Origin of the sequence: Flammeovirga sp. MY04 (genome assembly GCF_001682195.2) — a bacterium.
Classification (GTDB): domain Bacteria; phylum Bacteroidota; class Bacteroidia; order Cytophagales; family Flammeovirgaceae; genus Flammeovirga; species Flammeovirga yaeyamensis.
In genome coordinates this window covers 4454936-4472304 of the sequence record NZ_CP003560.2, presented here as the reverse complement: position 1 = coordinate 4472304, position 17369 = coordinate 4454936, and the positions used below count along the sequence as shown (strand labels likewise).

The window sequence follows — 17369 nt, the reverse complement described above, 5'->3', positions numbered from 1 at the left end:
CGAATTCATCATAAACTAACCTATACCAACGTATGAAATCTCTTTCCATTCAACAACTAAGTGACGGCTTATATAAAGGTATCTCTCGATTTCCTTTAGCTATACTGTCCGCCATACAATTTACGTTTTTGGTGATTTATGGAATAGAGACGGACATCGATCCCGGTATTTGGTATTTACGTGGTGTACATGGAGCACAGTTGGGTATTCCTTTATTTATTGCACTCACCTTCTTTGCAGAATCAAAGAATTACAACCCGATTAAAAAGATTGGGGTAAAGTTTGGGGGAATAGCTCTCTTATTATTATACCTGCTCACTTTGCCTGAAACACTCACTTTTATCAATTTCTCCAGATTTGTTCTCCTTACCCTCTTTGCTCATTTATTGGTATTTATCGCCCCTTCCTTGCACAAAGGTTACGAGCTTCACTTTTGGGTATTGGCCAAGGAAATCATCCTTACATTTATAGAATGTGTGTTTTATGCCTTCGTGATAGGTTTCGGTATTTTTGTCGCCATATCTGCAGTACATTTTCTTTTTGATATTAATATAAACAATAAGCGATATGCAGAAGTGATGTCGTTTTGCCTCATATTCCTAACCACTATCTTTTTTGCAGGAAGAATGCAAGGGGTCAATTCTAAACAAAACATGGTATTTGATTACCCTGAAATATTAAAGAATTTCACTCAGTTTATTCTGATTCCTTTAGTGCTGCTCTACCTTATTATTCTTTATATCTATGGAGGACAGATTCTGATGAATCAAGATTGGCCTAAAGGATGGGTATCGTATCTATCAATTGGGTTTTCTGTATTGGGTATTGTTTCTATTATTTTGATTTACCCCGTTAGAAACGACGAAAACAATAAATGGATTCCTCTATTCAATAAAGGCTTTTTATATACGCTATTTCCTATCATCTTCTTATTCTGTGCTGCTATTTGGAGAAGAATTTCAGAATACGGTATCACAGAGAATCGGTATTACTTGATTGCTTTAGGTGTTTGGCTTTTCTTTATTTCTGTGTATACTTTAATTAAAAGAGATCATTTCATTAAAATGATACCAATGTCGCTTTCCGTAGTTTGTATTCTATCGGCTTTTGGACCTTTAAGTGCCTTTAATGTGAGTAAGAATAGTCAGTTGGAAAGGTTAAACGACTATGCAACATCAAATAATTGGTTGGATGAGGATGGCTATTGGGATACTTCTAATGAAAAGAAAACACCCAAGGAAGATGTAGATCAAAGCCGTTCTATCATCAAGTATTTGATAAAAAATCATGGATATGCCTCTATACAGCCTTATTTGAAAGATTCAATTCCTGATATCCTTCAAGGAGTAGATAATAAGTATGCTCAAAGTAGAACGATACTACAGGAAATGAAGTTGATTCAAACCAGTGATGATTTAAAAGAAAATCGTTTAAACTTTTATACGACGCATCAAGGAGTGGATATCAAAGGGTATTCAAAATACTTTACGAAAGAGGCACAATACTTAAAAAGAAATGGAGATAAAGCCATTAGTATTTCTAAAACCGATCCTGTGATCAATTTATTTATTGAAAATGGAGCGACTAAATTAGGCACTCTTATAATTGGCGATCAATCCTACGAAATTCCTTTCCCTGATGAAAACGAAATGATCTATAAAAAGAAGGATTTTATGATGGTCTATAAAAGTGTGAATGGGATAAAAAATGAAGAGCAAAATACAACTACATTAACGGCAGTGACATTCACTTTATTTATAAACTAAATGCCATTCTAAATAAATAGAATGGCACTTGATCTATTTGTCTGTTCAGTTCAAAACCTATACTGTTGTTGTTTCTAGAAGTCCTTCAGCAGCTAACTTTGGTTTTAACCATTCGATCACTGTTTCAGGAGTGAAACCAAACTCATGATCCAAGGCCGAAGCCGGTGCTGAATAACCAAAGTGATCTAAACCATGCACATTGTTGATGTTCACCAAGCCTGCCAATGTTACTGGAAGACCTGCCGTTAAACCAAATGTTGGTAAAGTAGGATCAATCACTTTTTCTTGATAAGAAACCTCTTGATCTCTGAACAATCCTTCAGATGGCACAGAAACTACTTTAACATTCAAGCCAAAGTCCTTATTCAATAAAATAGCGACCGAAGATAAAGTAGATACTTCTGATCCATTGGCTACCAATTGAAGATCTACCTTTGTTCCTATTGACAATGCAACATAACCACCTTTTCTTGTCTCTGAAGCATCTTGCTGACGAACATCGGCTGTCGTAATGGCTGGAATATTTTGTCTAGAGAAGATCAAACCTACAGGACGATCGAAACTCTCTACCGCCATTTTCCAAGATTCAGTCACCTCAAAAGCATCTGCAGGGCGTAAAGCCAAGAAGCTCTTCTTCCCATGATGATTATTCAACTGCTCCAATAATCTTAATTGTGCTTCTTGCTCAATAGGTTGATGTGTTGGTCCGTCTTCTCCCACTCTGAACGAGTCGTGGGTCCACATAAAGATGACAGGTGTTTGCATTAATGCTGCCACTCTCATCACTGGCTTCATGTAATCTGAGAATACAAAGAACGTTGCACATACTGGAATTACACCGCCGTGTAAGCCCATACCTACTGATATCGCCGCCATGGTTAACTCAGACACACCTGCTTGTAAAAATGCTCCAGAAAAATCGTTCTTTTTAAATGCGGTCGTCTTTTTAAGGAAAGCTTCTGTTTTGTCAGAATCTGCAAGATCGGCTGATGCCACAATCATGTTCTCACAGTTTTCTGCTAGATAGCCCAATACTTTTCCAGATGCAGCTCTTGTTGCCACACCATCAGCTTGAGCAATACCTTCCCAATCGACTTTATTTTTCTTTCTATCAAAGAATGATTGAAGTGATGAAGCTAGCTCAGGATGTTCAGCTGCCCACTCATTTTCTAATGCTTTATATTGATTCGCTGCTTCAGATTTCTTCTCAGCAACTTCTTGATAATACTTTTGTACTTCATCAAATACCTTAAATGGCTCATCAGGATTTCCTCCTAACTTTTTGATGGTATCCGCGAAGCTTGCTCCAGAGTTAGAAAGTGGCTGACCGTGAGTAGAACATTTTCCTTCGAAACTGTTACCATCACTATCAATTGCTCCTTTACCCATTACTGTTTTACCAATAATTAGTGTTGGACGCTCTTTTTCCTCGTTGGCTTGTTGTAAAGCTTCACGAATAGCCGCTGGATCGTTACCATTAATTGTCACCACATTCCAGTGCCAAGCCTCGTATTTTTTAGCTGTATCTTCTGTAGTTACTTCTTCTACAGTGGTTGATAACTGAATATCGTTGGCATCATAGAACATGATTAAGTTATTCAGCCCTAAGTGACCAGCAATACGACCCGCACCTTGAGAAATTTCTTCTTGGATGCCTCCATCAGAAATATATGCATACGTTTTGTGTTCTACGACTTTACCAAAACGCTCTGCCAAAAATCTTTCTGCAATGGCTGACCCAACCGCATATACATGACCTTGTCCTAGTGGACCAGAAGTATTTTCGATCATGCGTTGTACATCTACCTCTGGATGACCCGATGTAGGACTTCCCCATTGTCTAAATGCTTTTAATTCATCCATTGAGAACACCTCCAACAACGAAAGTTGTCCATAAAGCATTGCCGACATATGACCTGGATCCAAGAAGAATCGGTCTCTTGCATGCCATGATGGATCTTTTGGATCGAACTTTAAAAATTCGCTATAAAGGATTTGGATAAAATCGGCTCCACCCATGGCTCCACCTGGGTGACCTGATTTTGCTTTTTCTACCATTGCTGCTGCTAATATTCTAATATTATCAGCAGAGAGAGTTTGTATATCTTTCATCTTATAGAGTAATAGTTATTACACACACTTAAAAAAAATAGAGACGAACACCAAATGCGTCCGCCTCTCTAAAATTATGGTTTATGCTAATTCAGTTTCTTCTTGCATCGTCTTCGCTGCTTCGATGAACGCAGCCAAACCTTTGTCCGTTAGTGGGTGGTTCAATAATGCTTCGAACACTCCTAAAGGACAAGTAGCTACATCTGCACCTACTCTAGCACATTTTAATAAGTGCATCGAATGACGAACTGAAGCGGCTAAAATTTCAGTATTCAATTCAGGATATTGATCGAAGATGTCTTTGATTTCCTCAATTAATAACATACCGTCTTGAGAAATATCGTCTAAACGACCAATAAATGGAGATACATAAGTGGCTCCTGCTTTTGCTGCCAATAATGCTTGACCTGCTGAGAAGATCAAAGTACAGTTGGTACGAATACCCTTTGAAGCAAAATGTTTGATTGCTTTCAATCCATCCTTAATCATAGGAATTTTCACTACAATTTTTGGAGAAATAGCAGCTAATTCCTCACCTTCCTTGATCATGCCTTCAAGGTCAGTAGATAATACCTCAGCACTTACTTTATCATCAACAATCTCACAGATTTTAGCATAGTGATTTTTGATGTTCTGATCTCCCACGATATTTTCTTTTGCCATTAATGAAGGGTTAGTGGTAACACCATCTAAGATTCCCATATCATAGGCTTGAGCAATATCTTCTAGGTTGGCTGTATCAATAAAGAATTTCATTTTTATCTATTTAGAGTTATGAATTATGATTGTTAGCTAGATTGAACAGTTGAATGTTCTTTGTCTAATACTTTTAAAAGAGTTTCTTTCCAAAGCGCATATGCTGCTTGTGTTTCCTTTAACTTATCCGTTTCAGGCATAATCGTTTTGATTACATTCAATGATTGGAAAGCTTCTTCAAAAGTGTTGAAATGTTTAACACCTACGGCGGCACCTGTCGCTGCCCCTCTTGCTCCATCTGTATCCAATAATTCAATTGGAGCTCCACAAACATTGGCTAGTGTTTGACGGAACAACGGACTTAAAAACATGTTGGCGTGCCCTGCTCTAATGACTTCAGGCTTTAATCCCATATCTTGCATTACCTCAATACCGTATTGGAAAGAGAAAACAATACCTTCCTGAGTCGCACGAATCATGTCGTTTTGATTGTGTCTGTTGAAATCAATATTAGAATAATGTGCTCCAACATTAGAATTTTCTAAAACACGTTCTGCTCCATTACCAAAAGGAAGGTAAGACAAGCCATTTGCTCCAATTGGCGATTGTTCTGCGGCATCATTCATGCTCACATAGTCCATATTGGAAGTGATATTTTTTTGTAACCAAGAGTTGGCAATACCTGTCCCGTTAATACATAGAAGTACACCTAAACGTTGTGTATCTTCAGTATGATTCACATGAGCAAAAGGATTTACTCTTGATTTCGGATCACATTTCGCTTCATCAGTCACTCCATATACTACTCCAGATGTACCACCTGTAGCTGCAATTTCACCTGGGTTGACCACATTTAGAGAGAAGGCATTATTGGGTTGATCACCTGCTTTGTAGGTAATCGGTATCCCTGCCTTTATTCCTAACTGCTCAGCAATCTCCTTTGTCACTACACCATGGTCGGTAAATGTTTCTTTCACATCAGCTACCATAGTAAAAGGAATACCATAATGCTCCAACAATTCTGTATTCAAACGATTGTGTTTGAAGTTCCATAGAATGCCCTCTGAAAGGCCAGAAATTGTTGTACTGATTTCTCCTGTAAGTTTCATCCCAACGTAATCGCCAGGTAACATGAACTTATGGATTTTAGCAAAGTTTTCAGGCTCATTTTCTTTTACCCACTTCAATTTTGAAGCAGTGAAATTACCAGGAGAGTTCATAAACTCATTCAAACACTGTGATTCTCCTATCGCCTTGAAAGCTGCATCTCCAATTTCTACCGCACGGCTATCGCACCATATAATCGAAGGTCTGATCACATTCTTATCTTCATCTACAGTTACTAAACCGTGCATTTGATAAGTAATACCAATCGCTCCCAATTCTTGACCATTAAAAGCAGGGTTTTCATGAAGTCTAGCTATACCTTTTTGAATTGCTTCCCACCACATGGCTGGGTCTTGCTCTGCAAAACCTGCCTGAGGGGCATCAATTGGCATTTCCTGATCAGGATATTGAGCTGAAGCAACTACTTTTCCTTCTTCATCAATAGCTGATACTTTAACAGATGAACTTCCTATATCTAATCCTAAAAACTGCATACTTTATATATTTTGATATTATCACCTACTTTTTGTCGATGAATAACGTTTCCATTTCTTCTAATGTTTTTCCTTTCGTTTCCGGCACATATTTCCAAACAAATAGGATGGTTACCAAACACATCGAACCGTACACCCAGAAAGGTACTGCCCCATGGAAATTGTCGAACAAGTATTGGTTGTCCATCATCATTGGGAAAGTTTGAGAGACGATGAAGTTGAAGATCCATTGTGCTGCTACAGCAATCGATAGACCCACGCCTCTAATCTGGTTTGGCATAATCTCGGATAATAATACCCATACAATTGGTCCTAAAGACAAAGCAAAACAAGCGATGTAACCTAGAACGAATACCAATAACCAAACATCTGTATTTTGGAAATAAGCCGCTGTACCAATGGCTGTGATACAAATACCCATTCCGGCAGAACCAATAATCATTAATGGTTTTCTACCAAATCTATCTACTGAGAAGATGGCTACTACTGTGAATAATAAATTGACAGCCCCTACTACAATAGTTTGTAATAATGCAGTGTCTGTATTCCCGCCTCCAATTTTCTTGAAGATCTCTGGTGCGTAATACAAGAAAACATTGATACCTGTTACTTGTTGGAATACCGATAAGGCTACTCCAACAAATACAATAAACAGGTAAGGTTGTTTGAAAACACTCGCTTTTTCTTTATTGTTATCCGATGCAATCGATAACTTGATATCGTTTAATGATGTAGTTGGTGTTTCTGAAATATGATTTAAAATGCCTGCGGCTTCTTCGTCTCTTCCTTTCATTGCCAACCATCTTGGACTTTCTGGTACTAAGAACAATAGGAAAGTAAATGATAATGCTGGAATACATTCCGATGCAAACATCCATCTCCAGCCTGTTGAATCGTTCCATGAAGTATCCCCTTGACCTGCAATGAAATAGTTTACAAAATAAACCACCAACATACCAAAAATGATGGCGAATTGATTACAAGACACCAATCGTCCTCTATATTCTGATGGGGCAATTTCGGCGATATACATCGGCGACAACATCGATGCGATACCTACTCCAATGCCTCCAATAATTCTATAAATAATAAAAGTGGTAAAAGCGTCTGGTATTGCTGATCCAAATGCAGATATGGTAAACAAAACACCTGCAATAATCAACGACTTTTTACGACCTAAACTTGTAGCCATTTTACCAGCTACTGCGGCACCAATAATACAACCAATTAAGGCAGATGATGCTGCAAAACCTTTTTCTGCTGCAGTCAGAGAAAAGAATGTTTGTAAGGATCCAATTGCTCCCGAAATCACGGCAGTATCGTATCCAAAAAGTAACCCTCCTAAAGCTGCAACAAGCGTTACTTTAATGACGAAAGCAAAATCAACTTTTCCCTCAGCGGAAGCTACTTTGTTTTCTTCTATAATGTTTTCCATATTATAATTATGTAATAATCAGTTAATCATTTCATTGTAAGTGATTGAAAGGTTCACTCCCACCTTATAGTAATGTATAGTTCTTCAATGCCCAGATCAGGAAGCATTTGTAAATTAAAAAGAGAGTTGTAATAAGCTAACACAAGGAGAAACTCCTTGCGCTAGCTGAGTACTGTATATACTTAACTTTGAAATGTTATCCTTAAGGGATGAATATCAAGTGATTGATATTACCAAAACATCATCAGACTAGATATACAAATTGATCAAATTTTCTAGGTACTCCTGTCTACCACTTGTAGGTACAGGTTCACCCGTTTTGATCGCAATGTTTCTAAGATCTTCTAATGACAATTTACCGTCTTCAAATAATTTACCCTCACCACTATCAAACGATGAATAACGGTCTGCTCTTACTTTGTTATATTCTGAATTTTCAAGAATATCGTTCGCAATTAATAATGCTCTAGCAAAGATATCCATACCTCCGATATGAGCGTAGAACATATCCACTAAGTCAGTTGAATTTCTTCTTACTTTAGCATCGAAATTGACTCCTCCACCTTGGAATCCGCCAGCAGGAAGAATAATTAGCATTGCTTCGATTACTTCATATAAGTTGTTAGGGAATTGATCTGTATCCCATCCGTTTTGGTAATCACCACGGTTGGCATCAATCGATCCTAATTTACCAGCATCTACTGCCACTTGTAATTCGTGCGTAAATGTATGGTTGGCTAAAGTAGCATGATTTACTTCTAGGTTTAAATAGAAATCATCTGCTAAACCATACTTTTCTAAGAAACCTAGAACAGTAGCCGAGTCAAAATCGTATTGATGCTTAGAAGGCTCAGATGGTTTTGGCTCTATAAAGAAGTTACCTTTAAATCCTTGCTTACGTGCATAGTCTCTCGCCATAGTAAGGAATTGTGCCATGTGCTCTTGCTCACGTTTCATGTCCGTGTTCAATAAGCTCATGTAACCTTCTCTACCACCCCAGAATACGTAGTTTTCACCACCTAATTCGATGGTAGCATCTAAAGCGTTTTTCACTTGCGTACCCGCTTGTGCTACTACCGAGAAATCTGGGTTAGTAGACGCACCGTTCATATATCTTGGATTAGAGAATGCATTGGCAGTACCCCAAAGTAATTTTACTCCAGAAGCAGCTTGCTTTTCTTTTGCATACTCTACAATTGTTTGCATTCTTTTTTCCGACTCCAATACTGTAGCACCTTCTTCTACTAAATCGAAATCGTGGAAACAGTAATAAGGAAGACCTAGTTTCGTGAAGAATTCAAAAGCAAAATCCATTTTCATTTTTGCTTTCTCGATAGGATCCGCCACGTTACGGTAAGGGAATAACCTTGTACCAGGACCAAATGGATCGCTACCTTCGCCACACATGTTGTGCCAGTAAGCACCCGCAAACTTGAAGTGCTCCTTCATTGTTTTACCTGCTACAACTCTGTTTTCATCATAAAAACGAAATGCAAGTGGATTCTTAGATTCTGGTCCTTCGTATTTGATTTTATCGATCCCTTTAAAAAATTCCTGATCGCCAAATACTACTTTTGATTCTACTGTTGATTCTAACATATCTGTATTAGTTTTTTCTTTGTTATCTAAAAAATGTCTGCTGCTAACGAAATAATAGTTGTATGTAACTCTTGTCTTTCATCTCATACAATTGTCTCTAGGACACTTGCTAGTTAGCTAGTAATGTGTGTTTTGGTCAAATTTTGACATGAAAATCTCGATTGAAACCGTGTTCGCAACCGCTCCCGGAAAAGTTGTGACACCTATTTTTATGAATAATTCGTTTTTTTTTAAATGAAAATTCAAAAGGATTTCAAAAGAAAAACCTTCTGCAAAAAAAAATGCCACCCAAAATGGATGGCATTTATCTATAGCTATTATCAACCTTTATAAACTTTTTTGTAAGTCCGAGTATAAAGTAGGTGATGACATCACATAATTACTTTTTGATATCTCCTTTTCCCACTTCTCTTTTAATTCTTTGTTTTCTTGTAATCGAGCATCAATACCCTTAAAGGTCGGGTTATCCTTCCACATGGGGTGTGCCTTCCAATTGCAATTAATATATGATATCGCTTTTACCGTTTTAGGATGATTGTGAATGGTCTTGAAAAACGGAGTAAACCATTTGTCCCATGCCAATTGAGCATCTTCAGGATTATTGAAATCCATAGGTAATGTAAGATTATCAAACTTCATGTTCGGACCAGATACTGAGGCAGAAGCTTCTGCAATAAATACAGGTTTCCCTTTTTTCTTCGCAAACTCTATCATCTCTTGTTCTCTCCAACGCGCAAAGAAAGAGAACGAACACCAGTCTACATAATCGTCACCAGGGTACCATTCTTCTAGTTGATCCGGTGTAGAAACAAATCCAGTAGATTGCCACACAAAGGCAACATTTTCTACACCCATATTATCCATAATGTCCTTCACCCTACGGTAAGCTTTCAGATAGTTTTCTTTTTCGTAATGGTTCCAAGGGTGTCCATCAAACTCATAACCTATTCTCAGGAAAACAGGTCTTGGAGCTATGGATTGTAAAAAAGCACCCAATTCTTTTATCATTTCATCATGTACTCCGTTGGCCACTTTATCTTCATGTCCTACCATGCCAAGGCCAATAGCCAAGCACATGTTTGCATAATCAGGATCGTTAAGTTGTAACGACATATTACTATCATTATCACCCCAATTATCTGTTGATGTAATACCATCTAATCCTTTATGAACAAATCCAAAAGTGGTATCACCTGGAGTTAAAAATGAGTAAGCTGTAAACCCTGCCGGTCTTCTATCAAAATGATCCAAGTACCCATCATTGTATTTTTCTAGACCTCCTATGGCAGTAAGTTCCTGTCCAATAAATACCAAAACTTTTCCATCTTCAGGTTCAAACTTGGCTCTTATTTTTTTAGAGGAGGAGATATTAGGTGGACTCAGTGAGGCCTCCTGTATATTATTTGATTTTTCTGATTGTTCGCATCCCATAATACCAATTAAGGAACAGACCAACCATCCTAAAACGATTCTATACATCTGTTTTCTTGTTTAGATTTTGGGTGACTAACCCATTCGTATTTCTATTTTTCATCATAGAAATTAGTCGATTCACTTCTTTCTCTTCGTTCATTCAAATTTGATGAATTTTTAATGTTTTATCGTTACTACAAATACTCTGATAGGTACTTCACCACTACGTCAAAACCCCTGTAGGACTCATAAAAAGAGAGTTTTATCAAACAATCCTACTACTTTGTGATGTGTTTATTCATTTCGTTACTTCTTATTAATCATCAGCTCTTTTTCGATTCAATCAATTGATAAAGACAATAAACATTAGAATTATTACTATGGAAATTAAACAACTTGCAGAGCAATTCTGGGCAAATGGATACGTGGTTATCGAAGATTATTTTTCTGAAGAAATGATGGATAGTCTGAACGATAAAATTATCCGTCATTTTGGTATGAATCCAGATTTTGAGCACAACGATGAGTTCTTAGATAAATCGGCAACAGAAGTGGTGCCTTGGTTCCCTGAAAGAGAAAATGAATTTGCTTTCCGCCCAATCAACGACGATCCTTTGATGCAAAACCTAACTAAAGAAATTCTTGGAGAGGAATGGAACGAATTGTATTGTATGATTATGTTTTCTAAAAAAGGAACGAAAGGGCAAGCGTGGCATCAAGACTGCCCACCAGAAAACAAATCACAATTTAATCTGAACCGATTGGTGTATACTCATGATATTACTGATGAGATTGGAGGACAAACACTAGTAGTGCCAGGAACACATAAACATGGGGAAATATCAGCCGGTATTCCTGATGAAGAGTTGGAGAATCAAATTGTCTTGACTCCTAAAAAAGGAACTGTTGTGTTATTACACGGTCATTGCTGGCATAGAGTATTACCTATTAAAGGTACTTACAGGGTTTCTACCAATTTTAGAGCAATGCCAAAAGACACGCCGGAAGATATTACAGACATTGCAGTATATAGAAACATGAGATATAAATTCTCCACTTCTGAAGTAGTAGAAGAAAGGGGATAATTCCATTTCTTAATCTCTTTTCTTTCTTACTTCAAGGCTACTTCAACTACCTGTAGTCAAATCAATAAGTGAGATTTTACAATTAATGTGAGTTATATTATATGATGTCTTGATACAAGCATCTCATTAATGTATCAACACAAACTTATGTTTCACTATTTTCTCTCTCCCACATCTAAGGCATTAGGTGTGGGATTATTAATTTTAAATAAATATGAAAAAAATATGCTTCTTTTTATGGATGATTTTATCTATAAAAGGATTCTCTCAACAGCAGAATAAAAGACTTGACATATTCTATAAAGACGGTTTCTTTATCAAAGGAGCTGGGATTGATAACAATGGTCCTCAATACTTTAAGGCGTTTGCTGATGCCGGTGGTAATGCCTTTAGAACATGGAGAAGCAGTAATGCCAACGCAGAATTTGATTCAGCAAGAAAATATCAATTAAAAGTCGCTTTAGGTATAGAAGTAGGTCAAGAATTACATGGTTTTGACTACAATGATCCAAAGGCAGTTAAACAACAGTTTAATTTAATCAAAGCTAAGATTGATAAATATAAAGATGAACCCCAATTATTATGCTGGGTAGTGGGAAACGAATTGAACTTACTATTTGATGAAAATGGAGGGCTGGGTAAAGTAAACCCCAAAGTATATGATGCTTTAGAAGAAATTGTCCGATATATACATCAAGTAGATTCTATACACCCTGTTACTACTACTTTTGCAGGGATTATTCCTACTCACGTTAAAGTGGCATCAGAAAGGTGTCCTTCTTTAGATTTCTATTCTTTTCAAATTTATGGTGGGCTACAAACTCTTCCTCAAGACATAGAAAAATTATCTCTAAATAAACCGTATATCATTTCTGAATACGGGCCGCTAGGACACTGGGAAAGGCCTAGTACCTCATGGAATAGAGAAATTGAGGAAACTAGTAAAGAAAAATCTGAAGGGCTGACACAACGTATTCAATCAGGGTTTATTGAGAACACTAATCCTTTGTTCCTTGGTGGTTTTGCCTTTCTATGGGGTCAAAAACAGGAAAGAACACCTACTTGGTATGGTATGTTTCTCCCCACCGGAGAATGTGATGCAAGAGTAGATGTGCTCACTGAATATTGGTCGGGTAAAGTCCCTAATAACTATGCTCCTTTGGTGAGCTCTATTACGCTAAATGACAAATATGCTACAGATAACATTATCATAAAGGAGGCTGAAACATGTGCCGTCAATATTGATGTTACCGATCCTGATAATGATCCTTTACAATACAAATGGGAATTATTAGGGGAGGTAAAAGAGAAAAGTGAAGGAGGAGCTTATGAAGCAAAGCCTAAAGTTTATTCTTTAGAAATACTTGCAGACAATGGGTCATCTATTACGTTTAAACTCCCTGAGAATAACGGCGAATATAGACTCTTTGCCTACGTATTTGATGGAAATGGAAAAGTCGGAACGGCTAATATCCCTTTTATGGTTGATTTATCTAAAATAAAATAGAGGTTGAATCAAAATGACTCAACCTCTTGGATTTATAATAATGATAAATAATTAAATATTGAGTTTGTTGAAAAATATTTTCAGCAAACTCATTTTTTCTATTGGTGGTTTATACTAATAATTTACTGTCCACTGATCATTTAATCTTTAATTTCTTCAGGTAATTGATCTATATTCCAATCAAGTTTTTCTGATAATTTGAGTTGGGATTTTTCTGCTGTCGCATTTATTTCCAAAGTACCCAACCCTTCTAAAAGAGGATCGATAACGGTTCGTAATTTTCTTTTTTCTTTTGGTGTTTCTATCAGTTGAACCAATGCATTTGCTAGTATTTGGGGTGAGGGCAAAAAGTCTTTTTCTTCTCCTTTTTTTCCCCACACCTTTTCGGGTAGATCTTTTAAGTCTCCGTAAGTTGCTATTCTATCGGTATCATTCGGTCCAGTTTGTGTTTTTTCAAAACTGGTACTAAACCCTCCAGCCTCGACAAGTAATACATCAATTCCTAAAGGTTTAAGTTCATAATGATAACTTTCTGTCAGTCCTTCCAAGGCAAATTTTGTTGCTGTATAAATTCCTGAATATGGGAATACCACTCTACCTTGAATACTAGAAATATTAATGATTGTTCCTTGATTTTTCTGTCGCATACGAGGTAGAATAGCTTTCATAATTCGTTGAATACCAAAGACATTTACATCAAACATTCTTTCTGTTTGAGACATGGTAAATGTTTCTGTCCAGCCTGTTCCTCCTACACCTGCATTATTGATGACCACATCAATGTTGCCTACCAATTGCAAAGCATTTTTTACTGCCTCATCAATTGATAATTGATTGGTGACATCAAGAGGTAGAACAATTAGTTTACCTTTAGTTTGAGTAGCAAAAACGTTCAGTTCCTCCACTGCTTTTATCCCTTTCACCGCTCTCATTGTTGCAATTACTGTATCACCTTTCTTTAATAAAGCTTCTGCAGTAAATCGACCAATACCTTTGCTACAACCTGTTACTAGTACATTCATAAATTCTTGTAAATTTTAAAATCAAAAAAATAGCTTTGTCTTCAATTGTTGTCATTTCTAAAAGCCTATGATAGTTTTATTCATCATGTACCGTAACAGGTTGGCAAGGATTTAATTGCACACCATCACCTTCACACGACTCAAGTTTCCCTCGAAGTCTTCAACACTAAGTATATACAGTCCATTTGACGTTTGAATGTTGTTTATGTTTTGCTGAGGTGCTACAATTTCATTGATAATTCTACCTGATGTGGCCTCAAGCAGAGATATAGATTTAATTTCTTTGCAGTTATCTAAATACAGTTTTAAGCCTCCAATTTCAGTATTGCAAACGTATCCCCATCTAAAATCTTCATCATTTACACTGGTTACCTGACCATCTTCAGAGGGAAAACAATTGTCTGTAATTTGATCATAAGGATAGCCTACATTTTCAAAAAATTCATTTCCTCCGAAAATCCATTCCTCACCTTTCAACTCTGTATCCCAATTCGTTTTTATGATATCATTTACTTGCAAGCGCGTATCGCCCCAACCTTCACCTCTCCACATTGGTTGGCTGTCCCAATCTGTATTGATATAGGCCAATCCCTTAATAATTGTGTGGTTATCCATCAACTCAAATAATGGTTTAAACCAACTATTCCATGCTGTCGTTCCATTATCATTTTGTAAATCGTATCCTCTTGGTGTAGCTTCAGCAATCATTACAGGTTTATTCTTGATCTCTGCATATCGAATTAGATCGTCTCCAGCATTTTTCTGAAAATAAGAAAAGCCCATCCAATCTACATACTCATCTCCAGGGTAATAATTTTGCATAAATGCTACTGAATGTACCCCATCCGATTGCCAAACAAAATCACAGTTGGCTACTGCTTCTTCATCAAAAATATCTACAATTTTTCTCCACATAGATTTAAAATATGTGGAGTTATAATGATTGTGATCTCCATCAAATTCGTATCCTATTCTTAAATAAACAGGACGGTTTGTTTCTTTAATCCAATTGGCTAATTTCCTTATTTGTTCATCATGATCACCATCGCTGATTCTCTTTTCTTGATCGACTAAGTACAAACCAATCACTAAAGCTGTTTGATTAAAATCTGAAGATTCAATATATACCTTTGCAGATACATCACCAGCTCCATAATTTACAGTACTATATAATCCTCCTAAAGTTGGTAGAGAAGTATAAGTTGTTATTCCTGCTGGTAAATCAGCAAATGAATCGACATAACCCGAAGAATATCTATCCAATCCACCTACAGCCCCTAAATCCTGACCTAAGATTAAGAGTCTTTTTCCATCTATAGGGGCAAATTTTGCTTGTCCCGATAAGCAGGAATTTCTTGTTTGTCCGTTAGAAAACGAAGCGATTAACAAGAGTGAAAAAAATATTTTTATGCATCTCATATTTCACTATTTGTAAAAAATATCCCCCTTTAAGATAAAGGGGGATAACTTATATGATCTGATAATTAACTGATTAGTTTACTATTGTACTAATTCGAAATCTTTGATATAGAAAGTACCTTTTTGTACGTGACCTTCACCACCAATTTGAATTAATATTTTATCATAAGTATCTGATTGAGCAGCATCTTCCCAAACAACGCCTCCGTTTTCTCTGTTCAATACTTCTAAACCGTTGTAAGAGAACTCAAGTTCTACCCACTGATCTCTTAGATCTGAAGAAACTCTTACAGTAGCCTCTGTTTTCCAACCTGAACCACCTTGGATAGTATCATGTAATTTCAAGTTGACCATAGAAGCTAATTTACCTTCAGTATCCGTCCAATCTTGTTTATCAGGATCTACAGTATCATAGTCGTTAGTAGATGGGAAGTATACTTTCAATTTGAAAGTATGAGAAGAAGATAAATCTAAGATGTGAGGTAATTCAATTTGAATATCATCTATCATACCGTTCTTAGTATATGAAAGAACTTGAGTAGTTGGATCTAATGGGTCAGCAACAAAAGAAGTTTCTACATCTGCTTCATTAATAAATGCAATTGTCTCTGAACCTACTGTAGCGTCCATTGTTCCGTTAAATGATGCAGAAATAGCAACATCTTTTTGGTCTTTCAAGATGAAATCAGGAACTCCCTCATCAATGTCTGCTCTTACATATCTTAAGTATCTGAAATTTTTATTTGGAGCTTGTTCTGGAGCTAATATATTTTCATATCTTAATTCTAAGACAGAATCAGTTAAACTATAAATTTCATATTTATTAGGCGTAACCCCATCAACTGTCTGTGTATAAGCTAAATATCCACCTTCGTTTAAAATCAAGTAGTGTTTCCCGTTTTCTTCAGTAATTGAGAAACCAAACTCTTTTGGAAAATCAACTGGATAAGGAGCCTCATAGTCATTCCATGCAGGTCTTGTTTCATCATCTTGATAGTTGTGGATCACATGTGTACCTTCTACTGAAACTTTATTAGGTAAAACATTAAACGTAAACCTAGACTTCATTGTCTCTGTTGCAACAACATTATCGCCATTTTTTCCATACCAATGGTTTTCTCCAGAAGCCCACCAATACGTTACTGAACCAAAATCAGCATTTGATGTACCAGGACCTACTAACATTGAACTATCTGCATTTGAAAGCTTCCATGCTAATCCTGATCCAGGATCTTCGTTCACACAACCTCCAGTCAGTAAAGTATAAAGTTCATTATTACAAATTGATGTAACATCTACTTGAGTAACAGTAACTGTAGTTGTTAATTTAGCTTGATCGCTATCTCCGAATAAAGTAACTGCTACATCATGATCTCCAACGGCTAAGTAATTATGAGTAATTGAAGATTCAGACGTTACCTCACTTGTACCATCTCCAAAATCAAAAGAATATGAATTAACGCCAACCGCATTTTCAACTGTAAAAGTTACTTCATAATCTGCTCCATCTGCTTGTGTAAAAGTAAGCGTTCCTGAAGGTCCACCTGTTCCTACATTAGAATCTTCTTCAGAACATGCACCAAAAAATAATGCTGTCAAGCCTATCAAAAGCCATTTGATAAAGTTTAAATTTTTCATTTCAATTCAAATTTTTAAATGAATATTGTGAGCAAAATGTGCTCATTAAAAAAAGTTTGGGCAGTACGATGCCAGC

Annotated in this window: 12 protein-coding genes; 3 read left to right on the top strand and 9 right to left on the bottom strand. The window is 36.6% G+C overall.

Translation table 11 applies throughout. The features are described 5' to 3' along the window. Nucleotides 1-32: 32 nt before the first annotated feature. Entirely contained in the window at nucleotides 33-1766 is a 1734-nt protein-coding gene (locus MY04_RS17725; protein WP_066211886.1) for a DUF4153 domain-containing protein, read from the top strand. A 57-nt stretch (nucleotides 1767-1823) separates the two neighbouring features. Here the strand turns inward: MY04_RS17725 and MY04_RS17720 are convergent, their stop codons facing one another. The 6 genes from MY04_RS17720 to MY04_RS17695 all read right to left on the bottom strand — a co-directional run bounded on the left by MY04_RS17720 (nucleotide 1824) and on the right by MY04_RS17695 (nucleotide 10688). Continuing rightward, complete coding sequence (locus MY04_RS17720) at nucleotides 1824-3878, bottom strand: transketolase family protein (RefSeq protein WP_066211885.1); 2055 nt, start codon at nucleotides 3876-3878, stop codon at nucleotides 1824-1826. Nucleotides 3879-3959: 81 nt separating this feature from the next. Beyond that, nucleotides 3960-4634, bottom strand: a complete 675-nt coding sequence (gene fsa / locus MY04_RS17715) for a fructose-6-phosphate aldolase (protein ID WP_066211883.1) — start codon at nucleotides 4632-4634, stop codon at nucleotides 3960-3962. Nucleotides 4635-4666: 32 nt separating this feature from the next. After that, the gene (locus MY04_RS17710) at nucleotides 4667-6175 is read right to left on the bottom strand and encodes a xylulokinase (protein ID WP_066211881.1); all 1509 of its coding nucleotides are present in this window, start codon (nucleotides 6173-6175) and stop codon (nucleotides 4667-4669) included. A gap of 25 nt (nucleotides 6176-6200) precedes the next feature. Continuing rightward, nucleotides 6201-7610, bottom strand: a complete 1410-nt coding sequence (xylE, locus tag MY04_RS17705; protein WP_084005951.1) for a D-xylose transporter XylE — start codon at nucleotides 7608-7610, stop codon at nucleotides 6201-6203. Nucleotides 7611-7859: 249 nt separating this feature from the next. Further along, the gene (gene xylA, locus MY04_RS17700) at nucleotides 7860-9209 is read right to left on the bottom strand and encodes a xylose isomerase (protein WP_066211879.1); all 1350 of its coding nucleotides are present in this window, start codon (nucleotides 9207-9209) and stop codon (nucleotides 7860-7862) included. 327 nt (nucleotides 9210-9536) lie between these two features. Then, a complete protein-coding gene (locus MY04_RS17695) occupies nucleotides 9537-10688 on the bottom strand; it encodes a glycoside hydrolase family 26 protein (RefSeq protein WP_084005950.1) in 1152 nt (383 codons plus the stop codon). A gap of 314 nt (nucleotides 10689-11002) precedes the next feature. On the opposite strand from MY04_RS17695, the gene MY04_RS17690 reads away from it, so the two are divergent. Further along, nucleotides 11003-11707: a phytanoyl-CoA dioxygenase family protein gene (locus MY04_RS17690; protein ID WP_066211875.1), complete on the top strand. Its 705-nt coding sequence runs from the start codon at nucleotides 11003-11005 to the stop codon at nucleotides 11705-11707. 214 nt (nucleotides 11708-11921) lie between these two features. Next, nucleotides 11922-13214, top strand: coding sequence for a hypothetical protein (locus MY04_RS17685; RefSeq protein WP_158297754.1), 1293 nt, complete (start codon nucleotides 11922-11924; stop codon nucleotides 13212-13214). Nucleotides 13215-13354: 140 nt separating this feature from the next. Here MY04_RS17685 and MY04_RS17680 read toward each other — a convergent pair whose 3' ends face one another. From MY04_RS17680 to MY04_RS17670, 3 genes are all read right to left on the bottom strand, one after another. Further along, nucleotides 13355-14236, bottom strand: coding sequence for an SDR family oxidoreductase (locus tag MY04_RS17680; protein WP_066211870.1), 882 nt, complete (start codon nucleotides 14234-14236; stop codon nucleotides 13355-13357). A 111-nt stretch (nucleotides 14237-14347) separates the two neighbouring features. After that, nucleotides 14348-15625 carry a glycosyl hydrolase gene (locus tag MY04_RS17675; RefSeq protein WP_066211868.1) on the bottom strand — a complete coding sequence of 426 codons (1278 nt, stop codon included), beginning with the start codon at nucleotides 15623-15625 and terminating at the stop codon, nucleotides 14348-14350. A gap of 111 nt (nucleotides 15626-15736) precedes the next feature. Next, the gene (locus MY04_RS17670; RefSeq protein WP_066211866.1) at nucleotides 15737-17293 is read right to left on the bottom strand and encodes a PKD domain-containing protein; all 1557 of its coding nucleotides are present in this window, start codon (nucleotides 17291-17293) and stop codon (nucleotides 15737-15739) included. Nucleotides 17294-17369: the final 76 nt, after the last annotated feature.